At 45.7% G+C, this 24,288-nt stretch carries 20 protein-coding genes; 2 read left to right on the top strand and 18 right to left on the bottom strand.

Annotated elements, in window-relative coordinates; genetic code table 11:
- Nucleotides 1–140 precede the first annotated feature (140 nt).
- Both QVE09_RS00100 and QVE09_RS00095 read right to left on the bottom strand, forming a co-directional pair.
- On the bottom strand, nt 141–1,109 hold the full coding sequence (locus QVE09_RS00100; RefSeq protein ID WP_315935116.1) for a D-2-hydroxyacid dehydrogenase family protein: 969 nt from the start codon (nt 1,107–1,109) through the stop codon (nt 141–143).
- 69 nt (nt 1,110–1,178) lie between these two features.
- A complete protein-coding gene (locus tag QVE09_RS00095) occupies nt 1,179–1,760 on the bottom strand; it encodes a TetR/AcrR family transcriptional regulator (RefSeq protein ID WP_315935115.1) in 582 nt (193 codons plus the stop codon).
- A gap of 240 nt (nt 1,761–2,000) precedes the next feature.
- Between QVE09_RS00095 and QVE09_RS00090 the strand changes: the two genes are divergently transcribed.
- A complete protein-coding gene (locus QVE09_RS00090) occupies nt 2,001–3,221 on the top strand; it encodes an MFS transporter (RefSeq protein ID WP_315935114.1) in 1,221 nt (406 codons plus the stop codon).
- A 1-nt stretch (nt 3,222) separates the two neighbouring features.
- On the opposite strand, the gene QVE09_RS00085 is transcribed toward QVE09_RS00090, so the two are convergent.
- The 13 genes from QVE09_RS00085 to QVE09_RS00025 all read right to left on the bottom strand — a co-directional run bounded on the left by QVE09_RS00085 (nt 3,223) and on the right by QVE09_RS00025 (nt 18,732).
- Complete coding sequence (locus QVE09_RS00085) at nt 3,223–3,384, bottom strand: hypothetical protein (protein ID WP_155985038.1); 162 nt, start codon at nt 3,382–3,384, stop codon at nt 3,223–3,225.
- A gap of 14 nt (nt 3,385–3,398) precedes the next feature.
- On the bottom strand, nt 3,399–3,872 hold the full coding sequence (locus tag QVE09_RS00080) for an SRPBCC family protein (protein WP_315935113.1): 474 nt from the start codon (nt 3,870–3,872) through the stop codon (nt 3,399–3,401).
- Between the two features lie 161 nt (nt 3,873–4,033).
- Complete coding sequence (locus QVE09_RS00075) at nt 4,034–5,125, bottom strand: HD-GYP domain-containing protein (protein ID WP_315935112.1); 1,092 nt, start codon at nt 5,123–5,125, stop codon at nt 4,034–4,036.
- 284 nt (nt 5,126–5,409) lie between these two features.
- Nucleotides 5,410–7,245, bottom strand: a complete 1,836-nt coding sequence (locus QVE09_RS00070; RefSeq protein ID WP_315935111.1) for a UbiD family decarboxylase — start codon at nt 7,243–7,245, stop codon at nt 5,410–5,412.
- Between the two features lie 215 nt (nt 7,246–7,460).
- Nucleotides 7,461–8,792 carry a sensor histidine kinase gene (locus QVE09_RS00065; RefSeq protein WP_315935110.1) on the bottom strand — a complete coding sequence of 444 codons (1,332 nt, stop codon included), beginning with the start codon at nt 8,790–8,792 and terminating at the stop codon, nt 7,461–7,463.
- A 2-nt stretch (nt 8,793–8,794) separates the two neighbouring features.
- Nucleotides 8,795–9,463, bottom strand: coding sequence for a response regulator transcription factor (locus QVE09_RS00060; protein WP_315935109.1), 669 nt, complete (start codon nt 9,461–9,463; stop codon nt 8,795–8,797).
- A 27-nt stretch (nt 9,464–9,490) separates the two neighbouring features.
- Nucleotides 9,491–11,455 (bottom strand): ABC transporter ATP-binding protein/permease, encoded by a 1,965-nt coding sequence (locus QVE09_RS00055; RefSeq protein ID WP_315935108.1) that lies wholly within the window; start codon nt 11,453–11,455, stop codon nt 9,491–9,493.
- Nucleotides 11,456–11,935: 480 nt separating this feature from the next.
- Nucleotides 11,936–13,891, bottom strand: a complete 1,956-nt coding sequence (locus QVE09_RS00050; protein WP_315935107.1) for an S-layer homology domain-containing protein — start codon at nt 13,889–13,891, stop codon at nt 11,936–11,938.
- An 89-nt stretch (nt 13,892–13,980) separates the two neighbouring features.
- Nucleotides 13,981–15,012, bottom strand: coding sequence for a dockerin type I repeat-containing protein (locus QVE09_RS00045; protein ID WP_315935106.1), 1,032 nt, complete (start codon nt 15,010–15,012; stop codon nt 13,981–13,983).
- A gap of 192 nt (nt 15,013–15,204) precedes the next feature.
- A complete protein-coding gene (locus tag QVE09_RS00040) occupies nt 15,205–16,497 on the bottom strand; it encodes an amidohydrolase (RefSeq protein WP_315935105.1) in 1,293 nt (430 codons plus the stop codon).
- A gap of 78 nt (nt 16,498–16,575) precedes the next feature.
- A complete protein-coding gene (locus tag QVE09_RS00035; protein WP_315935104.1) occupies nt 16,576–16,869 on the bottom strand; it encodes a hypothetical protein in 294 nt (97 codons plus the stop codon).
- A gap of 74 nt (nt 16,870–16,943) precedes the next feature.
- Nucleotides 16,944–18,041 (bottom strand): saccharopine dehydrogenase family protein, encoded by a 1,098-nt coding sequence (locus tag QVE09_RS00030; RefSeq protein ID WP_315935103.1) that lies wholly within the window; start codon nt 18,039–18,041, stop codon nt 16,944–16,946.
- Nucleotides 18,025–18,732 (bottom strand): class I SAM-dependent methyltransferase, encoded by a 708-nt coding sequence (locus QVE09_RS00025; RefSeq protein WP_315935102.1) that lies wholly within the window; start codon nt 18,730–18,732, stop codon nt 18,025–18,027. The genes QVE09_RS00030 and QVE09_RS00025 overlap by 17 nt, the downstream gene beginning before the upstream one ends.
- A gap of 129 nt (nt 18,733–18,861) precedes the next feature.
- Here QVE09_RS00025 and QVE09_RS00020 point away from each other — a divergent pair, with 129 nt between their 5' ends.
- Nucleotides 18,862–19,971 carry a helix-turn-helix transcriptional regulator gene (locus QVE09_RS00020; protein ID WP_315935101.1) on the top strand — a complete coding sequence of 370 codons (1,110 nt, stop codon included), beginning with the start codon at nt 18,862–18,864 and terminating at the stop codon, nt 19,969–19,971.
- 240 nt (nt 19,972–20,211) lie between these two features.
- Here QVE09_RS00020 and QVE09_RS00015 read toward each other — a convergent pair whose 3' ends face one another.
- The 3 genes from QVE09_RS00015 to QVE09_RS00005 all read right to left on the bottom strand — a co-directional run bounded on the left by QVE09_RS00015 (nt 20,212) and on the right by QVE09_RS00005 (nt 24,178).
- Nucleotides 20,212–21,225: a FecCD family ABC transporter permease gene (locus tag QVE09_RS00015; RefSeq protein ID WP_315935100.1), complete on the bottom strand. Its 1,014-nt coding sequence runs from the start codon at nt 21,223–21,225 to the stop codon at nt 20,212–20,214.
- Nucleotides 21,222–22,247 carry a FecCD family ABC transporter permease gene (locus QVE09_RS00010; protein WP_315935099.1) on the bottom strand — a complete coding sequence of 342 codons (1,026 nt, stop codon included), beginning with the start codon at nt 22,245–22,247 and terminating at the stop codon, nt 21,222–21,224. Before QVE09_RS00010 ends, QVE09_RS00015 begins: the two co-directional genes overlap by 4 nt.
- 116 nt (nt 22,248–22,363) lie before the next feature.
- The gene (locus tag QVE09_RS00005) at nt 22,364–24,178 is read right to left on the bottom strand and encodes a helix-turn-helix domain-containing protein (protein ID WP_315935098.1); all 1,815 of its coding nucleotides are present in this window, start codon (nt 24,176–24,178) and stop codon (nt 22,364–22,366) included.
- Nucleotides 24,179–24,288: the final 110 nt, after the last annotated feature.

The following is a 24,288-nucleotide window of genomic DNA, read 5'->3' as shown; positions in this document are numbered from 1 at the left end:
TTTACGGCTATTCCTTCATTTGTTCTGCTACACAGATATACTAAAAAGGTGTTGCTCAGGTCTAACTCTTTCCTGGCAGCACCTTATTTGTCTTTGATTTTATATATCTATAGCAGAGTCGTACTCCGCATCCGTTCATTCTAAGAAAGCAGTTGCCTGATCGGTGTTCCCTTCAGGAACATCTCTATGTTCTCTACGGTATGCTTATAATAGATCTCATAATTGCCACGAGTCACATAACCCAGATGCGGTGTGGCCAGAACATTTGGCAATGTTCGCATCACATGGTTAACTGGTAGCGGTTCCTGCTCATATACATCCAGACCTGCACCAGCAATCACACCACTCTGCAATGCCTCTACCATAGCTTCCTGATCGACAATTCCCGCTCGCGACGTATTGATGAGTAGCGCACTCGCTTTCATTTGTTGAAACTCGGCTTGTCCTATAAGATTGCGCGTACGATCACTCAATACCAGATGAATGGATACAATGTCGCTTTGTGAGAGCAATTGCTCCTTGGTCTCGGACCAGGTGACACCATGTTTTTCAGCTTTCTCTCGTGTTAGATTCTCGCTCCAAGCCATCACATTCATGCCAAATGCTTGTGCAATCTCAGCCATACGAGTACCTATTTTGCCCAAACCGAGTAATCCAAGTGTTCTCCCATGCAAATCCAACCCTACAGTGCTCTGCCAATTGCCATTGGAGCGAAGTGCACTATTTTCCGCAATCAGTTGTCTGGACAGACCCAGAATCAGCGCCCACGTAAGTTCCGTCGGCGGATTAGAGCTTCCCTCGGTTCCGCACACAATGATCCCGTTCTGCTCTGCAGCCTTGATATCTATCGACGCGTTGCGCATACCACTTGTAATCAGAAGTTTTAGATTAGGGAGCTGCGAAATGACCTTCTCTGGAAACGGTGTACGTTCCCGCATCAGGACCACAATATCGAAATCCTGCAATTCCTGAATGACTTTTTCTTCCGAGCCCATATAGTTGTTGAATGTCTGAATCTCTACCTGATCCATCAACGGACTCCAGTCCGCCGACGTCAGCGCAACGTTCTGATAATCATCCAAAACGGCACAGCGCAACTTCGTATTCATTCCTGATCTCCTCCTATATTCGCTCAATTCTTAAGGTACTCTGCGTCACTTTAAAAAGTATCATTCCCATTACTGTAACAAAGATAGTGTTACCTGGATGCTCTGCTCTACAAACAAACGGTCCGGTCCCGATTTCATCAAAACAGTCAATCCAATCATGGATACCACCAAAGACTGCGCTACCGCATTTGCGTTCATGTCAGCGGACAACTCCCCGCTCTGTTGCCCTCGTTCTATCGTTTCTTTGAAAAGAACACCCAGATACATCTGATGCTCCCGTGTAAGGACAGCGAATTTGGGATCATGTGGAGCCAACTCAACCATCGTATTAATGCAAAAACAGCCGTGACTAGGCTCGGTCACACTCCCCTCTGCTCCAATATGTTCAAACAATCCACGAAAGGCTTCCCGCACGGAGGAGCCCTGTTGAAGTCTGGCTCTGACTTGAGCCGCGTGCTGAGTGGTATACCTGCGAAGTGCTGTTTCGAATAATTCCTTTTTATCGCCAAAAGCCGCGTACAGACTGGGACGTTGTATGCCCATTGCGGTCGTCAAGTCATTTAAAGATGCCGCTTCGAACCCTTTGTCCCAAAACGTATGCATCGCTGCATCAAGTGCTTTATCCGTATCAAATTCCCGTTGTCTAACCATACAATTCACCTCTTTATGTATCGATCAGTATGTTTATATATTTTAACCTCATAACAATGGGTAAGTCAAAAAGATCACTAACTTAAAAATATTAAATTAAATAAACTCATCCATAAAGCTTTTTTAACCAGACTGAAAATCTCACCCAATTCTCTGTTGACAGAATTCACGCAAATAAAGTATGGTTATTCCGAAACATAACATACCGATCAGTACATAATAGAAAGGTGACATCCATTTATGCAAACTTCTTCTCCAGATCCACAATTATCCAATAAGGATCGTTCTGCCATGTCACGGTTAGTTGCTCTTCTTTTTGCCGTGTGCAGCGGACTTGCGGTCGCCAATATCTATTATGCTCAGCCTTTACTGGACTCCATCGCTCAAGAATTCAGTCTCTCTCCGTCGTCCATAGGGTTTGTCATCACAGTGACTCAAATATGTTATGCCCTAGGGCTGTTCCTTCTCGTTCCGCTCGGGGACCTCTTAAACCGCCGCAAGCTGATCATCATTCAAATGCTCTTATCCGTACTTGCACTGGTTCTCGTAGGAACCGCACAATCCAGTTCCCTGTTGTTCATGGGGATGGCTGTCGTTGGTTTATTAGCCGTCATTACACAAACATTGGTTGCCTTTGCTGCACACTTGGCGGCCCCATCCGAACGTGGTCGCATCGTCGGACAGGTAACCAGCGGAATCGTCATTGGCATTTTACTTGCACGAACGGTTGCAGGTACGCTGAACGATTGGCTCGGATGGAGATCGGTATATCTCTTCTCTGCCAGCCTTACATTAATCGGAATTGTCGTCTTATTTCTTGTTCTCCCAAGGCAACAATCCCCACAAGTAAAACAAAGCTATATCCAATTACTCGGCTCCGTCTTGCAACTGTACCGGGAGTTGCGTGTTTTACGAGTACGAGGTGTACTGGCTATGCTGATTTTTACAGCCTTCAGCATTCTGTGGACTTCCATGGTTCTGCCACTAAGTAGCCCTCCACTGTCCCTGTCTCATACAGTCATAGGTGCATTTGGTCTTGCAGGAGCGGCTGGAGCACTGGCTGCTGCCCGTGCAGGTAAACTCGCCGATCAGGGGTTTGGGCAAAAAACAACCGGCGTCTCTCTTGTCATTCTGCTCTTGTCCTGGCTGCCCATCGGTTATGTCCATCACTCTTTGTGGTTCCTGATCCTGGGTGTTATCCTGCTCGATCTCGCCGTGCAGGCCGTACATGTTACCAACCAGAGCCTGATCTACGAAGTTCGCCCCGAAGCACAGAGCCGCCTGACGGCAGCTTATATGATCTTTTATTCCATCGGCAGTGCAACCGGATCCATCGTTTCTACCCAAGTGTATGCATGGGCGGGTTGGACAGCGGTTTGCTGGTTAGGTGCGGGTGTTAGCGCAGCCGCCCTTGTGTTCTGGATGATCGATCGTTATATGCATCGGAATCTCGATCGTTGAATTAGTCCAGTTTATTCCACACCACAATAAAGAGGGTTGCCAACGGACCAAATAACAGGGAAATCAGAAACCAGTTCCGACCACTTCTGTTTTTTCCCTGAGCCAGTCCGGCATTAATCAAGGCAAGTGTGCCCCAACCTACAAAATATTCATTATCCATCAAACGTCTTCTCTCCTTTATCCATTTAACTCTGGCTGCTGCTCAAGCATCGCTTTAAGTTTACGATTGCGACTCTCCAGAAATGCCTGCATGTATCTCTTCAGCACAAGGCGCTCCGTTGCCCATCCCAACAATCCAAGTGGCGCTTCAAACCGAAGTGTGTCTCTCATGCAAGTCATCTGATCTCCGCATTCGCTAAAATGATGTTCATGTCGCATGCTCTTGAAAGCCCCTTTTTCCATCTGATCCACAAAGAGGAAAGGTCGTTCAAACTGCACAATCCGGGACTTCAGCTTCTGTCTGACACCAAAATGAGTAGCCTGAAATGTAACTGTATCCCCTGCTCCAATTCTTCCTGTTGTTACTCCTGCAACTGCGCGCTCTCTCGTATGTTGCCAGACGGTCTGTGTATGTACATCAATATCCCGGGCATAGTCAAAGCACCATTCAATCGAGGCATGTATCGTAATCTCGGTTGTCACTTCAATCATGGCGATCGCTCCTTGGCAGGAAAATTAAGGTCTTTGCAAAGTATACGCTTGCTTCCTTAGTCTAACAACACATCTAGGATGATATAACAAAAAACGGGTCCCCTGTCTTAGTACAGGAGGCCCGTCCTCAATATAAGTAAGGAATACAGATCATATTTAGATTAAATAAGCAATTCATCAATGGCAAGTGTACGCTCTTTGGAGAGATCACGATATTCTTCAGACTCCACTTTGATGAGCGGTTTGAAAATATCAGACGTATTGTTCATGACAATAACACCTTTTTCTCCATTGCTGAGCAGTACCTGTTTCCCGATGAAATTAGGAAGCAAATGCTGCATCAATGCCTGAACCGGTTTTTCATTCAATTTACCAAATCCCATTCCATAGATATCTCTAAGGTTGTTGATCAGGTTAGGATTGCTGCCTCCGTGGTTCCCGGATCTCATGCCTATATAGATATCCGCTACAGATACAATCTGGGTATATGGATGAATTTCACTTTTCTCAAGTTGCATCGGATAACCCGATCCATCTTCCCGCTCGTGATGTTGCAGAGCAACCAATGCTGTCGCTTCATCCGTCATCGAATTTTTGATAATTTCATGGCCATAGATCGTGTGACGCTGCATTTCAAGCTGCTCATCAGCCGTCAAAGGTTCTGTTTTGTTCCGAATCCGGTGGGATACTTTGCACTTTCCAATGTCATGCAGATAACCACCGCGACTAATTTGATAACTCTCCTTCTGAGAATATCCAAGCCAATTCGCAAGGTAGAAGGACAACAATCCTACCTGGATTGAATGTGTATAGTTATTGACGTCATCCCGCTCTAGCATCATCAGGAGATGAACGACATCTTTCTGCTCATCCAGTCCCTCAACCATCGGTTGCAGTGCATCATCCACCATGGTGGCGTTGAACTTGCCAACGGTCAGAGCTTCGAGGAAAGCATTTTGATAATTATGTACTGTCTGAATAAATTGGGACTTCATCTCTTCTTCAGGCGGCTCTTCCTTCGTGCTTGTAGTTAACCCGGAAGCATGCTTGGCGGCTGCAGCAAAAAATTCTGCTTCAGTGATTTCCTCTTCGCGTGATTCAATATCTACATAATCTACACGGTGCTGCATAAGCAAGGTGATATCCTCACCTTTGATCACAGTTCCCTTCCCGAGAACGTGTAATCCTGCATCGCTGAATGTATCCGCAGTTAGACGGTCTCCGTCTTGCAGGTTCATAATATGGATTCTCAAATCGGTATTCCCCCTGAACAATTCATTATAGTAACAGCACCCAACGGAACGGGGCCACAAAAATACCTATACTTCTTTATATCGTTATAATTCTTCATTTCATACATAGTTCAAACGACCTTAATCGAAAAGGTAAATACGAACGTATAAGACTTTATCCTCACTCCTATATCCAGATTAGTCCCGGTTTTAAACTTTTAGACACTTTTGAGTCTCTTCGCTGTATCAGAGTATGCCAAAGAAGTTCAAACTCTTTTGTTTGAACTTCTTTAAGACATCTCACATTAGATCTTGATCGAACCCAGACTTGCCCCTTTAACAAATAAACGTTCAATGCTCTTCTCCACCGAAAGATCGGGAATCAGCGGCGGTGCTTGGTGAGGTTTGGTACGCGCATCAATAATCACCTGATCACAACCCCAATGCTTGTGGTCATATCCGCTATTAACCCCATACATGTCATGTGAAGGGTTGCTTCGAGTAAACGTTGCCCATAAGAAGTTGCTGAGGTTAGCACTCAGGAACGAACTGTCGTCACATAGAATGATCATCGGACACGAGTCCAGACCTCCCTGTTCTTTCAATAGAGACGTGAATGCTTGCATCTCCTGTGCTGTATCCGCATAACTCGTGAAGGCCGATGTCTGGATCGAAATGATACCCGGCATGATGAGCTGTGGATTCTCATAACCACGAATGTTTTTCAAAGACTCCGGCACTTCCGTGCACAACTCTCGAACCTTATCGCCATATGCTGCAAAAACGACCTTGCTGCCACTGTTCAGTCCTGTACCCGAATAATCGAGTGTATCAATGGTCGTATGGGTATGGAAATGAATATCCCGCTGCATATCCATACGTTCCAAGATATAGGTCAGGAATTCAACTTCCTTATGGGTGTCCAAAGGCTGCTGATCCTCAGCGGTAATAAACAGGTACTTCGCCAAACTGAGCTGCCCTGTTCCCAAAATACGATTGGCAATCGTGAGCAACTCTGTCGGCTGCTTCACCGCCTGATACGGCGTGTACCGTTCACTGCCAATGGCAAACAGCAATGGATGGACCCCTGCCGCATCGACCGCATGCACTTCTTTGACACCTGGAATCTCTTGTTTGATCGCGTCTCCAGTAATCTCATGAATCAAATCGCCAAAAGCCGTATCCTCTTGCGGTGGACGACCAACAACCGTAAACGGCCAGATGGCATTCGGTTTGGCATAGACTTTATGCACACGCATTAACGGGAATTCATGCGTCAGACTATAATATCCCAAATGATCGCCGAACGGACCTTCGGGTTTTGTCTCGCCTGGGTAAATATCACCTGTGATGACAAAATCAGCATCATTACTGATGCAATATCCGTCCTTGTAACTGTACCGGAAGCGACGTCCAGCGAGCAGGCCGGCAAATGTCATCTCACTTAGTCCTTCAGGCAAAGGCATAACCGCCGAAAGTGTATGAGCGGGTGGACCCCCAATGAAAATGCTAACTTTCAGTGGTTCTCCCTTTTTCACCGCTTTGGCTTGATGTATACCAATTCCGCGATGAATCTGATAGTGCAATCCAATTTCTTTGTTTAATTCAAAGTCATTGCCATTCAGCTGAACCCGGTACATCCCCAAGTTCGAATTCATGATGCCTGGCTTATCTGGATCTTCGGAATACACCTGTGGTAGCGTCACAAATGCCCCACCGTCCATAGGCCAGTGTTTAATTAGGGGCAGGTCTGAGATTTGAATCTCTTGTGCCGACACGGGTAGGCCAATAGATTTCTGTTTTGGCAGCGCCTGCCATGCAGCAAGACCTGTGCGGACATGCTGAAATGGCGTCTTAAGCGCCTTCATGGGATCGTCACGAACTGCCATGACCCGTTGTACGCCTTCCAGCGTCCCCCGGAACATGAATTTGCTTCGTTCCACCGTACCGAACAGATTGGATACGGCCTGAAACTTTGAGCCTTTTACATTTTCGAATAACAACGCCGGGCCTTTAGCCTCGTGCACTTTCATGTGGATCGCTGCCATCTCCAGATGAGGATCAACCTCTTCTTTGACCCGAATCAAATGACCGTGCTGCTCCAGATCGTTAATACAATCTTCCATATTGCGATATTTCATTGGATGGCTCCATTCTCTGTATGATAAATTGATTAAGTTCATAGATTCACATAACGCCTCTTCTATTTTATCAAATGATCCACTGCTAAACAAAACTATATGTGAAATTTTGTCGCGAATACAGATATCAAAAAAAGCAATATGGCAGCAATCTGAATCCTGAACGCACAGGGACCGATTGCTTCCATACTGCTCTCTCTCTGTTCTGGGTTGCCTTAAGGTGTAATGGTCGATCTGGGGATCGTGACAATAAACTGTGTGCCTTTACCCATTTCGCTCTCCACATCAATTGTACATTGATGCAATTTCAATATTTTAATGACAATGGACAAACCCAATCCATTCCCTCGAAGCGAACTGCTTCGCGCTTTGTCCACCATGTAGAATCGATCAAAGATATACGGGAGGGCTTCCTCAGGTATTCCTTGTCCAGAATCTCTAATCAACACCTTCACAAATGAAGATGACGTCTCAATTTCGACATGAATGGTACCTTTAAGACCGGTGTATTTGATCGCATTGTTTATTAAATTCTGCCAGACCTGATCAAACAAATCTTTGTCCACTGTGATGTCACAGGGCAACAGGTCCAACTCGATCTGGATGTCCTTCTGCGCCCACTGCGGCTCTGCCAGTAAAATCGCCCTTCTTAATTGTTCATCCAACTGGAATGTGGTGAAATGAACAGGGTGATGCTCCGAATCCAGCGAGGCTAGCCGAAGCAGATTATCACTGAGCCTCGATAAGCGCAGCGTTTCCTCATAGATGATATCCAGATGCTCTTTCTGCTCTTCTAATGGAATAACACCATCCTGTAGTGCTCTGGCAAATCCCCTGATCGAAGTGAGCGGAGACTGCATTTCATGAGAGACGTTGCTGACAAAGTCATCACGAACCGAATCAATTTTTTGCAACTCACTGGCCATATGATTAAAGCTCTCCATCAGTTCGCCAAACTCATCCTGATTATTATGTTTCAAGCGGACCGACAGGTCACCTGATGACATCTCCTTCGCTGCAACCGTTAATCTCTTAATCGGTTTCACAATGTACCCGGACATGAACAGGATTAATAAGCTACCAATGACAAGAACCGTTAACAGTGAGGTTAAGAGCGTGTTTCGCAGTGTATGAAAAAGAGATGAGAAATCACTTTGAATCAGAAATGTGCCGATCCCCTCGTTTGTTCCAGGAACACCTATGGTCGCAATTCCATCTTTACTGGACATAAACATTGCATCGGTTGTACTTGCCTCAAACAACGAATGAACTTTGTCCTCCGGCAAGGAAGACAACACTTCACTTTGTTCACTCACGGGAGTGATATTTAAGCCGTAGCGGGCAAAGATATCCAAGCTTGATTTCACTTTTTCGGGATCATCGATCAGGTTAATCAGTGTAGCGAGGTCTTGAGCAAAGGTAACCATAAAACGATTCGGTGTCTTTTCTTGGGACCCGTTATTTATCATAAAGGAGAGAATCAAACTCACGAGAACAATCCCGATAAAAGTAGCTACGATGCGAAGTCGCAGGCTTTTCCTAAACATTTTCATGCCCGCTCCAGACGATATCCAAGTCCTCTTACCGTTGAGATCACTAGCTCAGGAACATGCTCAAGACGTTCCCTTAACCGTTTGATATGTACATCAACCGTACGCTCCTCTCCTTCGTAATCGATGCCCCATATATCATCTATAAGCTGTGTACGTGTGAATATTTTCCCTGGCGAACTCGCCAGAGAAAATAACAATTCACATTCCTTCTTTTTCAGTTCGATAGTTTGTCCGTCTGCAACGACCATCAGATTGCCCAAATCAATCGTTACACCGCTGACCTGAATCATATTTGATGAACTTTTGTTATATCGTTTCAATAATGATTTCACACGCAAGATTAACTCCACAGGATCAAACGGTTTAACCAGGTAATCGTCTGACCCGGCATTAAATCCTCTGACTTTGTCCTTGGATTCTCCCTTGGCAGTCACCATCAGGATCGGAATATCCAGATAAGACCGGATATCTTCCGTCAGTTCAATGCCGTCTATTCGCGGCATCATTACATCCACAATCGCCAGATCAACTTTCGTATGAGATAAAATATCTAACGCCTCTTGACCGTCTGCTGCTTCCAGCACGGAGAATTGATTTTTTTCAAGATAGATTCGGATTAATTTGCGGATATGGGAATCATCGTCCACCACCAGAATTGTGTTCATGCAGCCATTATCCTTTCCGCAATTGGTTTATTCGTATCGCAAGGATTCCATCGGGTCCAGCTTCGCCGCTTTTGATGATGGCATCAAACCCGCCACAATACTAATCGCTGTACTTACCACGATACCAAACAAGATATAATATCCCGAGAGATTAATGAGTTTTGCTCCAAATGCATTGTCCAATAGAATGTTTAATACATAACTAATGATCACTGCAAAGATTACCGCAATAATACCACTAAATACGCCTAATAAGGCAGATTCGGAGAAGAATATTCGCTTGATATCTTTCTTTCTTGCTCCAATCGCCCGAAGAATTCCGATCTCCTTTGTCCGTTCCACGACACTAATGTAGAGTACTACCAGTATCATAATACCGGATACGATCAACGAAATGCCTGCAATACCCGCAAGTACAATGGAAGCCATACTTACATATGTCGTGATATTTTCCATGACCTTGGCCATCTGGGAGCCTGCGAAGCCAGCGTTAACAGCAGCTTCATTGATTTCATTTACATATTTCATATCGGTTGCATAGGCGTTAACCTGAATTGGCGCGATTGTTATTCCTTTATCCGTATACATTTGCTCCAACGTCTCTGATGAAATGTATCCCGGGGATTGTTGCATTGGAGATCGTTGATCTGCTGCTTCGTAGATACCTGAGATCGTTACTTCCTTCTCCAAAGTTACCGGTTTATTATTGCTATCCATCTCGTTGATATATAGGAACACGGACTTGCCGATCATAGAATCAGCTTGGTCATTTCCACTTAATTTATTCGCCGTATCGAGGGGTAACAAAATCTCATTTTCTGCCGGCAGAGCACCCGTTGTCATCAATGCTGGATCAAAAGCATCCGTTAACGTTGTTAACTGCGTGAGTCCTACACTTTGTTTTTCATTCACCATAGTCGATTGCCCTGTAATGGTCGTAATTGTCTCTACATGATCTACATTAGGGAAATTTCGGATCGTCTCGATATCAGCTTCGGTGAACGGTTCACCTGTCGCCATCAAAGCTTCCGGGCCTTGCATATCCTTGGCTTCTTCACTCGGCTTGGTTATATCCACGAGCAAAGGGTCCATACTTGAATTGATTTCGTCATTCATATACGTTGTTATTCCATTCCCCAAGGAGAGCATCAGGATTACACTTAATATACCTATAGATCCACCCAGAGCCACCAGGACATTACGCTTGGCGTTGAGTTTCATATTTTTGAGTGCCATGTTGAATGAAGCAAGCAGGCCCAAGCTGCGGGAGGAATCCTGACCACTCTCGTAAACAGCCGTAGAAGGATCTTTCAGGTGAATATCATCACTAATGCGCCCCTCTTCAACTTTCACAATACGTGTACCTGAGTCAGCAACTTTCTGGGAGTGAGTTACGGCAATCACCAGCATTCCCTTTTTGGCTATACTGTCGAGCAGAGCGAGGATTTGATCTCCGTTTTCCCTATCCAGAGCACCCGTCGGTTCATCTGCGAGTATAATATCGGGATTGTTGGATAAAGCCCGTGCGATGGAAACCCGTTGCTTCTGACCGCCAGATAACTGGTTGGGACGTTTGTTCAGATGATCCTTCAGTCCAACCTCTGTTAATATATCAACGGCACGTTGATTACGATCCTTCTCATTCGTATCCGTCATTTGCATCGCAATCGTTACATTTTCGAGGACAGACAGATGCGGGATCAGATTGAAATTTTGAAAGACAAAGCCGATATTATTCTTCCGATAATCATCCATTTCTTTCTCTGTCATGGCACTTAAGTTCTTGCCATGAACAACGACGTCCCCTTCATAGTCGGAGTCCATGCCACCAATGATATTCATCAGTGTTGACTTACCGCAGCCAGATTCGCCAAGGATGGAGACAAATTCCCCTGTCTCAAAACTCAGATTCAAACCGTGGAGTACCGGAACTCTTTCTTTTCCATATAAGGTGTATGATTTCTTCACATTTTTGACTTCTAGTATTTTCATATGGATCTCTTCCTCTCCTGATCATGCACAATATCTATCTATTTGATGTTCATATCGTAACAAATCAGTATGAACTGATAATGAACTGGACCATTGCACCTATAAGAGGTTGTTCGAACACAAATTATATGTAAAAAAACACCTACACTTACTTGAAATGAATCTTTCCAAGTAAGTGTAGGTGCAAGACAACCCGAATCCTTAGATATAAGGACTCGGGTTGTCTTATTTCGTTACTGCATTTGATAATATAAGTTAAACTAATCATTTACACATAACGGAGAGGACAGAAAAAACCTGAAAAAGCGAAGCGTTCGCCTAAGAGCTTTCTGAAAGAAAGCTACATCGGAAGCATACTCTTATCCCCGGATTTTCCCCTTTGGAAAAGGGAATCAAAAAAATTTGGGGATAACAGCGATTGGAAGGTTATTCTGTCATCGTAGTGTCAGTGTAAATATTCTTTAGTTCAACTTATATAGTTTAGATTAGTCCAGCTTTTGCAAGTAACCTTTTCACAATCGCCGCCGACTGCGCACGACTAATGTCTGCATCTGACATCAGTTTGCCATCAGCACCTTGTACCAGCTCTTGTTTAATCGCCGATGCAACTGGCTCTGCTGCCCAAGCCTGTACTTTAGCGCTATCGCTGTATGTGCTCAGCAGACTTGTTGTCTCTGACGCGTCGGCCTGTGCCAGACCGACCAGTTTCATCGCACGTGACACAATAGTCAGCGCTTCAGCACGAGAAATTTCGCTGTTCGGACGGAAGCTGTCATCAGCATAACCTGAGATCAGTCCATAGGACACAGCCGTCTGAACCTCATCCTCATACCAGCTGCCATTCTTCACATCTGTGAACGATGCCGCTTCTGTACTGCGCGGGGAGTGCAGACCCAAACCTCTTAACAGAACTGCCGTAAACTCTGCTCGTGTAATACTCCGGTCTGGCGCAAACACGTTCGCACCGGTACCTTGTACGATCAGACGGGATGCCAGATCCTGTACGTCATCACGACTCCAGTGGCTTGATACATCGCTGAATGTTGCCGGATGATAGATCAGGGCGTAAGTACTGTTCGTCAAGCTGTTAATAATAGCAGAATCTTGCACGTTACCTTTGATAACCTTGGTCGGTACATGCAGAAGGCTGCCATCTGGCTGAAGCACAACTCCTGTCGTGATCTTAGAACCATCGACACCCTCTGGCAATGTAATAGAGCGCTCTACATAAGAGTTGAAACGATCCACATTAACTTGCTGCCCGTTCCAGATCGCTTTTACTTCAAAATCAACAGGAGTTGCAACCACCGTAGTGTTCTGCAGCTTGTCCGCTGCGGCCTGAATTGCTGTTTGTTTAGATGTGGCACTAGGCGAAATAGCGATTTGAATTGTGATATCTTCGAGTGGAACGGTGCTTCCGAATTGGTTCAGAACCTGATCTACCTGAATCTGATTAGCTGGAAGGGTGTACGTACCGCTGTCAGTCTGAATGACAACTTCAGCATTACTTCCTTCCATTGTTTTGACCAGTTTGCCGTTCAGTTCACCAACGACCGCGCCCTTGCCAGTACCTGTAATCGGCAGCAGAAGCGTTCTTAGTCCACTTCCAATCTGATTGATGACTTTGTCATTATCCACATGAACAGTGGTGGTAACCTGATTGTTTACCGTTGATGTGGTAGCCGTCGCAGACTGTTCCTGTTTCTGACCGTTCACATAGATGTCTACACCTTTGGTTACCGCTGGAGTAGATGGAACTGGGGTAAGAACTGGTGAAGTTGGTGAAACACTACCTCCTCCTCCACCCGAAGAGTTACCAGGATTCGGTGTAGGTGTCGAGCCAGAATTGTCGCCACCTGAGTTTGCTGCTGTAATTGTGATTGTTCCACCGGACAACTCAGTGTAATTTTCATAATCTACGTTTGTGAAACTCCAGTGTTCTGCATCTTCCCGATTAACCGTGAGTTTTTTCGTTCCTGGAGCCGCATTATTTTTGGCTCTGACCTCAATATCAAACAGTTGCTGTTCCACAGGTACTGGATGTTCACCTGCAGTCAAATCAGCCCAGATGATCCGTACCCAGCCAGCTTTATTATCAATCTTATAATGGAAATTTGATTCATTGTTTTCTACTATGGATGGAAAATTGCCGCCGACATATTTAGGAGTGATACGCACGATCTCCAATACAGATGAGTCATAATCAATCTGCATATTATACGCGGTAACTGCGCTGTAATCGGGTTGTTTTAACGTCACTGGAACGTGGACACTCTGACCAGCCTGTACGCTAACATCCGTAAACTGTACACGTGATGGTTCCATCGGCTCTGCTCCTGCTACACTCGGTAATACGAGTGACGAGAGTAACGTCAGTGCGATCAAACCTGACATTGTTTTTCTGATTCTTGGACGTTTCTTTTTCCGTTGAAACATGTAATAACCTCCGTGTCTATATTCATTGGTAGATTGTATGGTGATGATAAAAAAGTATTGTTATTCGTTATCTGAATTAAAAATATGAATTAATCAGGGCGTTGTATTTTTTCTTTTCCAACAATGTATACTCGTCTAGGCTCCGTGTTCGCGTCCGAAGAGGACTTCGCAACAACTTCGAGCACAAGGTAATAATCAACATCCTCATTTCTAACAGTATATTGATCTCGTGTCTCCCCTACGATTGGAACCATATCTTCTCCTAAAGCGTCTGTTGCGCGGTACCACTGATAAGAAGGAGTATGAATATCATCACCATCAACATCAACATCCATTAAATAATAATCAACGCCGATTGCGTTTCCAATTTGCATGTCATACTTCAATTCACCATTCAGCACATACGGCGCATCGTCCACTTGCTTAAATGTCAACACATAACGGTTATCCTTGGCACCAAGCGTTGTATCCGCATAGCCTTCCAGCAAAGCCTGAGGATCAGACCAAAAAACTTCACCGTCACGGTCGACATCCATCCGATTCATCTCAACAGCAGAATAAGAGATAAGGTTGAAATTGTTACGAAGATGTTTCAATAGCGCTGCTGCATCCGAGGAATTCACTTTGCCATCATTATTCACATCGCCTTGTTTACTAATGTTAAGTTCAAAGTTATCCGTAACCGTTTCCGGTACATCAGATACAGTATATTTAGCTTTCAATTCAATATTGATCTTGCCACTTCTATAAGGAACAACAACTAATTTATTTCCACCTTCTATATATACGCTTGCTACACTATAATCACCTGAAGTGGCGCTGATGATATTAAACTCATCCGGATGAAAATGGGTACTTAAATCAATCGTAACTGTTCTGTTCATTACGTCGATGGGTACACCGGACACAAAAGAAGGATCGTTTTGTTCCGATGATTTATTTAACCAATGGATGCCCTCATTGAGCACTGGTCGCGAAATGTTAATCTCTGGGCCAATTTCTCCCGCATTGACCTGCGGAAGCGTTCCACCTATAGGCAATGCAATGCCCAACCCGAGTGCAGTCAACATGCTTTTTTTCAATATCGGCTTAAGCCGTTTTTTGTTTTGTTTCCCCTTCAATTCATGTTCCTCCTCGTATACATTTCAAATTTGAACAACTACATGCTCAGTATAACGAGTCATTCTGAACCGATTCTGAACAGGACCATGGAACTATTTCCAGTAGTAATTCGACAAAAAACGCTATGGAGTAAGCCTCCATAGCGTTTTGAACACAAATCATTTTCCAATTCGGATCAAATTCACCTAAAATTAAATTCCTTCAACAATCCTTTTGGCTCTAACCTTCACCTCACGGTAAAGTTCATCCTCATCAATCGTTAACAGCTTCCTGCCTTGCATGAGGATCTGACCATTCACGATCGTGGTGTCCACATCCGCCCCATTTACGCTGTAAGCCAGTAGCGATTCTACTTCATGTACCGGTTGAAGATGTGGTTTCGCCAGATCGATCAGGATTAGATCAGCTTTGTGCCCCACCTCAAGGATACTCACTTCATTTTGTAGACCCAGCAGACTAGCACTTCCGCGTGTAGCCATGCTTAGTACGTCCTTGGCTGGCAAGCGAGTGGGATCACCATAGTCCAGCTTTTGCAGCCAGGTCGCGGCTTTGATCTCCTCGAACATATCCACGGTGGTGGCACTTCCCGCTCCATCCGTTCCGATTCCCACGTTAATTCCCTGGGCCAACATCTCGGTAATTGGAGCAATTCCACACCCCAACTTCAGATTGCTGACCGGATTATGTGCTACACCGCCACGCATGCCCTTCAATCTGCCGATGTCCCTTCGATTCAGGTGTACACCGTGCGCAAGCAGTACATGTGCCTGTTCGAACATCCCCGCCTCTTCCAAATACTCTGTCGGTGTCATGCCATAGCGCTCACGAATCTTCACAACCTCTTCCTTTGTCTCAGCCAGATGAATATGCAGCGGGATATCCTCCGTTACAGCCATGGCAATGACTTCACGGAGCGGCTCCATGGGACAAGTGTAGGGTGAGTGGGGTCCATACATGGTTGTAATCCGTCCCTCGGCCGCTCCAGACCAGCGCATTACAAGATCGATCGCTTCCTGCAACCTGCGTCCCCCATCCTCCTCCATGAATACCATCCCACGTGTAAGCGATGCCCGGATACCTGTTTGCTTAACCACTTCAGCAATCTCGTTCATATGAATGTACATATCTGCAAACGCAGTTGTACCCGAACGAATCATCTCGGCGATGGATAACTTGGCACCCCAATAGATGTCTTCCGGGTTCATCCGCGCTTCGGCAGGCAACATTTTGCGTTCGAGCCAGTCCATCAGCTTCAGATCATCCGAGAATCCCCGGAGCAGACTCATCGGTGTATGCTGGTGGGCATTAATCAGTCCTGGCATGGCAATCTTATTGCGACCATCAATAATCTCATCTTGCGGTTGAGGCAGAATGTGGTCAGCAATCTGCGTAATGCGATCTCCCTCAACAAGGATATCCCCTGTGAAGGGGGCATCGGCATCTTTCATCGTTAGGATTGTAGCTTGCTGAATCAGTATACTCATTACATTCACGACTCCTCTGAATTGGTTATGGTTCTTTCCATATCCGAGGGTATGCCTTCACGTAACGGCAAGGTCAAGTCATTTTAATCTTTGTATCGTCATCTTTCTGAAAGTTTGTATAAAAGGTTTGGGGTCGATCTCGACCATATATGGATATACTCCTGTGCTTGTGTGCAGATAGAAAAATCCACCTTCATCACCCATACGGCGAAATGACATATCAAACACTTCCGTGATATTGAATTCACGGTATTTGGTCACGATTTTATCTGAATACAGAATCATGGAGCGGGCATTCATCTCAATCTCTTGGGCGAGACCCGTCACTTCTCTCTGTACTTTGTAATAAGGTAATACAGCAACGCAGTTCATGATCTCCCTCCATTCATGCCATGATTATTGTTCCATCATAGCAGATCGGAGGGTCCCAGCAAAAGAACATGAAGCTAGGTGATCTTGGTAGTCACCTTTAGTGGCGTATGAAGTGCATCCTGAATGTCCTGCAAAGAGAGACACTGTTCAATATGAAACACACCATGTGGCAACTCTGTTTTATACACACGTTCTGCCACGGCTGCGGCTACCGCTGCTGTTGCATCTGCTTCCTTTGCGCCGACCAGTAGTTGTTCGACGCGGATTTGCTCACCATTTTCCCACCCTACGGCATCGACCTTGACTGCATACATTGGCTCGCCTCCAGGAATAAGGCCAAATGCCTTAACCGTTCCACTCCGAATAGACGGGATACGCAGCAACGAAAACAACCCTGCACGTTTGGAGATTGCCATGGATTTTGTGATCCAGCGGGAGTCCAGACAGAGTCTGGTAGATACGGTTGGAATACGTAACGTCCGAGCAACCACGTGCTGATCCGAAAAGTTAAATCGATAGGCCTTCCTGTTCCCCAACTCCGTTCCAAAATCAATACATTTGCCATCTCCGAAACTTTGTACCTCAGCAGGTTTGCCTTTTTGCATCACTTGGTAGGTGGCATTCATCTGATCAACGGTCCACTCCACGGCAGCTTTCCCGTGTTTCTCGCCAAGTCCCAGCATCACGGTAATATCTGCTTCCTCCACCTGATCCATATGCATGGTGGCTTCGCGCACAAGCAAATTAGTCACTCCGGGTGATAATCCAACGCTGAGGATCGCGGTTGATTTGGAACGTTGCATTTTGGTGTGCAATTGTTCAACCTTAGCGAGAAAATCATATTTTGCAGAAATATCAATATAGTCGGTTCCGGCTTGTGAACAGGCTTCAACGAACCGGGTATCGCTCTGGTCAACACACATGATGACCAGCTTCACAGGCCGTAACATTGAAGGCTCCACAGGTCGTGTTACATCCAGTTGAAGCGGTAGCACAGCACCACCTGTAGACCTGCTGAACTCTTCCGCACGGTTCATGCGTGTACCCGCAGCCCATACTTTACCCGGGAACAATTTCCCCAGTTGAGTACATATCATCTGCCCCACTTGACCATAACCGCCAACCACCCAGATCTGATCTTTCATAGGTTTTACGTTAGTTTCGAATTGCATAATACCCCTCCACCCAGAACGCCCCGAAGTAACGTGTAATATGTGAGAAACCGCATTCGGTCAGTAGCTGAGTCATCTCTTCAGAGCATATTGGATCGGATTCACGGCCCAAGGAAGCAGCAAAGCGCTCCCACTCTTCAGGAAGCACGCCCACACTCAACATGTGTTCTTTCCAAGCTTCCATCATGATTGGATGTGCAGGTGAACGAAGATCAGCATTTACAGCCGCAATGACCAGTGGTGCACCCGGTTTAAGTCTCGCTGCGAGGCTGGTAAGAAACGTTCTCTTGGCCTCCATCCCCTGAAGGAAATGTAACATGAGCATGCTTGTCGCCCCATCATATACAATATCCTTAGGCAATTCTTCAACCGTGACAGGTTGCAGCTTCACTCTGGAACCGATGCCTGCTTCCGCGACTCGTTTCTCAGCAAGTTGCAGCATGGGCTGTGAAGGATCTACTCCAGTCAATGTCCAACCGGCATGACGTGATCCGAGCAGAGCAACCTCTTTTCCCCCTCCCGCTCCGGCAACAAGGATATGAATATCGTTGTTATTCGCAAAAGATGCTGCAAGCAGCCGTTCCATTAGATCATGCATATGAGAATAACCCGGAATTTTCAGGGCTATCGATTGTTCGTAACGATGAACATCTGCTGTTTCCCAGCTCATCGGTGATGGATTGTGATTCATGGACACCGCACTCCTCTTGAATTGAAGTTAGACTTGACTCGTTGTTCGTCTAATTTCATTATAGAAGGATACAGCGAGCCTACAATCCCAGAACATTGGGATATGCGCACAGAGAGAGGAGTAATCTTGTTGACATCACGTATTGATCGGAACCACAGACTTATCACTTCTCTTGAAAAAGGAACCTGGACCTCACGTACTTACCGGGAAGCTGTTCTCAAGCAGATCCATTCGGTTGTACCTTACGACGCATACTGTTTCACCACCGTTGATCCTCTGACTCTTCTCTCCACAGGAGCCGTGACAGAAGATGGCATTGAGGCCATTCATGATCGGTTATTCATTAATGAATACATGGAAGAAGATATACATAAATACGCTGAATTAATTCGCAGCGGTGAGCACACAGCTATACTTCATGCGTCCATGAACTCAAAGTTTGAACAAAGTCCACGTTATATCAACATTCTTCAGCCAGCGGGGTTCGGTGATGAACTGCGTGCTGTATTGGTCAGTGGAGACACTTGCTGGGGATATATGACCCTATATCGTAAGACAGAAAGTGCTGTCTTTACAGAGGAGGAGCGGTTGATGATTCAGTCCTGGACCGCTTCTATTGCATCGATGCTGCGGTCCACGAGCCTGACACTGATCGATGAGATCACGAGTGAAAGTCCCGAAGAACCCGGAATTTTGATCACCTCAGACACGTTCCAGCTCTTATCCCTGAACGCCTCCGCTCAATATTGGCTGTCCCAATTGCGCATGCTGGAACTTGTCGGGCCGGATGTTCTGCCCCGTCCGGTACGTGCAGTGAGTTCCCACTTGCAGCGCAAGAATCGGGCAAAACTGGTTGTGGGTACTCAGATTGCACCCGACTCACCCTCCAAAGTTTGCATCCAACTTCCGGATGGGCGTTACCTCATACTTCATGCCAGTCTCATGCAACAGCTTAAGGGACCGGATCAGATTGCTATCCGTTTGGAGCAGGCGATGCCGCAGGATTTGCTGCCCTTGCTCGCCGAAAGCCATGGATTATCCAGTCGAGAGCGGGAACTGCTCGGATATGTGCTGCGCAGCTATTCTTCCAAAGAGATTGCTGCCGCGATGCATATTTCTGTCTACACCGTTCAGGATCATTTAAAATCCATTTTCGCCAAAACCAAAGTGTCCTCACGACGAGAGCTCATCTGGTATTTCGTATCTCGCTTCCAACTGTCGGATGAGCCTGCCATATAAATCCTGAGTAATTTTCCAGTAATCAACTTGACTATCAAATGAGAAAAAATCAAAAGATGCCAATACGATATCCTCGTAATGGCATCTTTTTCTATATGCTATTGATTAAGAAGCATAGCGGTAATACAGGGTAACTTCGATCTTTGAACTTTTGATATCGTGCATTCCGCTTTAAAACGCGAGCGTACAGTCCTGCCAAACCGTTTTCCACAAAATATTCAGACTATATCATTGATTGTGTTATTTGGCTTTTGCTAGTAAATAAAGAAAATATGGAACACTAATGACTGTAATGACGATTCCTGTCGGCACATCTCCTACCAGGCTAACCGTGCGCGTAATCGTATCAGCCAACACCACGACTAGTCCCCCGGCCAAGCTGGCAGCCGGAATGAGCAATTTGTGATCGGGACCGACCAGTTTTCTGGCCATATGCGGAGCGATTAACCCAACAAAAAAGAAGCTTCCTCCCACGGCTACACTGCCAGAGGATAAAGCAACAGCAGCGATTGACAACCCCAAAAACTGCCGCTTTACGGAAACACCAAGCCCCTGTGCTGTCTGATTACCCAGATGGAGGGCATTCAGTATGCGAGCCTTGTAAAAAATATAGCCGAGTAAGATCAAGACCCATGGTGTCAGTATGGAAATATAGCCCCAATCATCGCCCCATAGGCTCCCCGCCAGCCAATACAGCATGAAGTTCATCTGTGAATCATCCAGCTTGAGTGTCAAGAAAGTCGTCAGCGCCCCATACCCGCTTCCTAGCGCGACCCCGGTCAAGATTAAACCGATTGGTGAGATATCTCGTCCGCGGCGATACGATAATAAGAAGATCAAGCCCGCCGCCAATAGTCCGCCAACAAAGGCCAACAGAGGCAGAGCAATGAAGGAACTCTTTCCTGTGGGTGCAATGAATACAACGAAGAACAGGACAAACAAGCCCGATCCCGAACTAATTCCCAGTGTTCCCGGACTAGCCATGTCATTGCGCAGCAAACTCTGCATCACGCCCCCCGCCGCTCCCATTCCCAGACCTACCAAGATCGAAAGTACAATTCGTGGCAGACGAAAATCAAACACAATCAGATTTTGCTTATCGGTACCGTTTCCTATGAGAACGTTCAGCACTTCTAGCGGTGAAAGATTCATTTTGCCAGAATTCATGCTAATGATCGCAAACACAAGGATGAGCACCATAAGCACTACATTGATGATAATGCCTCGTTTCATCGTATAATGCCGCTTGATCATTCATATTCCCTCCTTTGTCTTCGAGCCAAGAAGAGAAAATACGGCACACCAATGATAGAAAATATAATGGCGATCGGCGTTTCGAACGGTTTATTGATCAAACGTCCAGCCAAATCGGCCGATACGGTCAGCAACGCACCATATAACGCCGCTGCCGGAATAATGTATCGATAGTCGACACCTACCATATATCGCACAATATGCGGGGTGATCAGACCCACAAAACCGACCGGGCCAACCACAACAACAGCCAATCCAGTCAGCACAAGTACAATAATTGTCGACAAAATCTTGACCAGTCCGCTACGAATGCCGAGTCCACTTGCCACATCATCTCCCAAACTGAGCAATGTAACGGAAGGGGACAGCGCCAGTGCCAGCAGTATACCACCAACAAAGAGCGGTGAGATAATCAGTAATTCTCCCCATTTGACCCCCGCTGTACTACCCGCCGTCCAGAATGTCAATGCTCGGCCCAGGTTATAATTGATCGCCAAATACTGACTGAGTGCGCCAAACAACATTGAAATGGATAGACCTGCGAGTACAAGCCGCTGAGGCGTCATTCCGCGATTGCCCAGTGACGCGGTAAAGTAAGTCATACCGGTGGCGATCGCTGCTCCCAGACAAGCGAACAACATCATCTGCCAATACGAATAACCCGGCAGAAAGGCCAGGCAAAGTGCAATTGCAAATGCTGCCCCAGAGCTAATCCCCATGAGCCCGGAGTCTGCCAGCGGATTGCGCGTCGTCCCCTGCATGATAGCCCCACATACCGCAAGGCTGCACCCGACGATCAGATCAGCTACGGTACGCGGAAGACGCATCGTTTGAATAATTTGATGTTCAGTGAGCATTGGATCAAATCGGAATATAGCTTCCCATACCGTTGCTAACCTCATATCAGCGGCGCCAAACATAATCGATGCCGCCGACATGAGAACCGTTAATCCAAGCCCTACTGCCATGTACATGGTGAAGTTCATCGCCCCACGGCGTTTTTGTTCAGGCTTGCTTTTCATCTCGTTTCCCTTTCATCACCTATTGACAATCCAAACGAATATGGATATTAGCGTCCATAAATTCGACTGGTCATGTTTGAAAATTGGAGTTCTCAATTAAAATTTCATTCTAACTCTTATTTAGCTAATGCCAGCAATTGACTAACAATATAATCAATCAATGCACTGGAAGTCATTACGTCCGTGGACCAAGATAGCGAAGAATCCACCTTTACGATCCGATCATGTTGCACAGCAGGTATGGAGTTCCACACTGCATTATCAGCAGCAACGTTTCCATCTCCTAAAAAGATCATATAATCCCCAGTGTAAGCGGGTAGTACTTCCATGGAGACATCACCCCAATATTTATCTGTGTCGATAATATCCGTTTGGACTTTTGGAGGTGCCTGCAATTGAAGTTCATTGTAAACAAGCTCACCAACCGCATGCTTGGCTCCAGCTATGTAATTACTTTTATCACTGAATTCTCCAACCGTAATCGTCACATCGGATAGGCCCGCATTCTGAAAGGCTAGCTTTGATTCTTCGATTTTTCCGGTATAAGCATTCAAAACAGCCTCAGCCTCTTCCTGTTTGTTCAAAACATCGCTAATAAAATGTATCCGCTCTTCTGTAGTCATATCACCATAGGGAACATAAATTGTGGGAGCAATTTTGGATAAATCATCATATGACTCATCGCTCCATGCCAAAATGATCAGATCAGGCTCAAGCGTCATGATATCTTCCGGCTCCATGGCTACTTTAATAGAGTCTGTAATCTGGTTAGCATAAACAGGCTCTGTCTCGCCCCTTGCCGCTCTTGCCACACCTAAAGGCGTTACACCTAGGGCTACCACATCACCAACCAAATAATCGACTACAACTCGCTGAGGGTTGTTAGGCACCTCAACATCACCCTTTACTGTAGATATCGTTCTGGTCTGCGAGACGGCTTCCGAAGCTTTTGTCTCCGACCCTTCCTGTTGTGTCGTCTGCTGTGTCTGCGCAGGTGTTGTATTCGCCGTTCCACCATTATTTGCTGGCGTTCCTGACGTACATGCCGTCAATAACAGCATCATGCTTATCGCCGCTGCCAAAATCATTTCTTTACTTCTTAAAGATCCAAACATCGTTGATTCCCCATCTCTATAAGACTTGACTAGACTCGCTAGTTCCCTCTCATCGTAAGGGAGATGAGAATCATTATCAATACCATCAACCTGCATGGATGGTGCGTTTATTTTCCGATAATCACTTGGTGTCATCTTGTAATGCTTCTTAAACATTCGGAACAGATTTTTCTCATCTGTAAAACCAGCTCCAGTTGCGATTTCTTTAACCGTCGCTTCTGTATGTTTCAAGTCATGACAGGCTGCTTCAATCCTTCTCTGAATGAGATACTCCTGTAAGTTCATCCCCTCCCTTTTTTTGAACAACCGCGTTAACTGTCCACCACTGATCCCAAACATATCGGCAATTTGTTGAAACATAATCGGCTCCCTGTAATGTTTATCGAGATATATCTTGGCAGAACAGGCTGGATCTGGCTGGAGATACCGAATCTCACCACCCTCCAAATCCCTGTACACCTCATGAATCAATTGATATAGAAAACTTTTGGCCTGCAACTGATCCATCGCCTTGCCCCGTTTCCAGCCATTCATCATCCGTTGGAACCAATCGCGTAGCATGATGGGATTACTTGGCGTATAACCAAACTGTTGAACAAATGGATTTACTTGCTCCAGTAATTGCTGCAGGTGTTTCTTGAAAAAGAGAGGTGATTCTGCTCTATAAAACACCATAAAGGTCTTCACAATCTCCCCTTTAGGCATAATACTGAGCACGCTCCCCTTCCCGCCGTGAACTAAACCGAAGCGTTCCATTGCAAATGTGGTTTCATTCAGTTGGATTTGCGCTTCTCCCCCATATGCATAGATAAACATATAAGATGGACACTTTAAAAAAGGTCATCTTGTAGGGTCTTTTTGTGTACAATGAATAAAAAAACGAGCGGTGGTCAAGCGAATGTCAAAAAAACACTTTACAACTCAAG

The organism is Paenibacillus sp. ClWae2A (assembly GCF_032452295.1).
Taxonomy (GTDB): Bacteria; Bacillota; Bacilli; order Paenibacillales; family Paenibacillaceae; genus Paenibacillus.
The sequence above is the reverse complement of the archived record's forward strand: the minus strand, read 5'-3'. Positions and strand labels throughout refer to the sequence as shown.

Coding starts and splice junctions, on each gene's coding strand:
- QVE09_RS00100 (WP_315935116.1), bottom strand. CDS start 1,109: ATGAATACGAAGTTGCGCTGTGCCGTTTTGGATGATTATCAGAACGTT.
- QVE09_RS00095 (WP_315935115.1), bottom strand. CDS start 1,760: ATGGTTAGACAACGGGAATTTGATACGGATAAAGCACTTGATGCAGCG.
- QVE09_RS00090 (WP_315935114.1), top strand. CDS start 2,001: ATGCAAACTTCTTCTCCAGATCCACAATTATCCAATAAGGATCGTTCT.
- QVE09_RS00080 (WP_315935113.1), bottom strand. CDS start 3,872: ATGATTGAAGTGACAACCGAGATTACGATACATGCCTCGATTGAATGG.
- QVE09_RS00070 (WP_315935111.1), bottom strand. CDS start 7,245: ATGAAATATCGCAATATGGAAGATTGTATTAACGATCTGGAGCAGCAC.
- QVE09_RS00065 (WP_315935110.1), bottom strand. CDS start 8,792: ATGTTTAGGAAAAGCCTGCGACTTCGCATCGTAGCTACTTTTATCGGG.
- QVE09_RS00060 (WP_315935109.1), bottom strand. CDS start 9,463: ATGAACACAATTCTGGTGGTGGACGATGATTCCCATATCCGCAAATTA.
- QVE09_RS00055 (WP_315935108.1), bottom strand. CDS start 11,455: ATGAAAATACTAGAAGTCAAAAATGTGAAGAAATCATACACCTTATAT.
- QVE09_RS00050 (WP_315935107.1), bottom strand. CDS start 13,891: ATGTTTCAACGGAAAAAGAAACGTCCAAGAATCAGAAAAACAATGTCA.
- QVE09_RS00040 (WP_315935105.1), bottom strand. CDS start 16,497: ATGAGTATACTGATTCAGCAAGCTACAATCCTAACGATGAAAGATGCC.
- QVE09_RS00035 (WP_315935104.1), bottom strand. CDS start 16,869: ATGAACTGCGTTGCTGTATTACCTTATTACAAAGTACAGAGAGAAGTG.
- QVE09_RS00030 (WP_315935103.1), bottom strand. CDS start 18,041: ATGCAATTCGAAACTAACGTAAAACCTATGAAAGATCAGATCTGGGTG.
- QVE09_RS00025 (WP_315935102.1), bottom strand. CDS start 18,732: ATGAATCACAATCCATCACCGATGAGCTGGGAAACAGCAGATGTTCAT.
- QVE09_RS00015 (WP_315935100.1), bottom strand. CDS start 21,225: ATGATCAAGCGGCATTATACGATGAAACGAGGCATTATCATCAATGTA.
- QVE09_RS00010 (WP_315935099.1), bottom strand. CDS start 22,247: ATGAAAAGCAAGCCTGAACAAAAACGCCGTGGGGCGATGAACTTCACC.
- QVE09_RS00005 (WP_315935098.1), bottom strand. CDS start 24,178: ATGTTTATCTATGCATATGGGGGAGAAGCGCAAATCCAACTGAATGAA.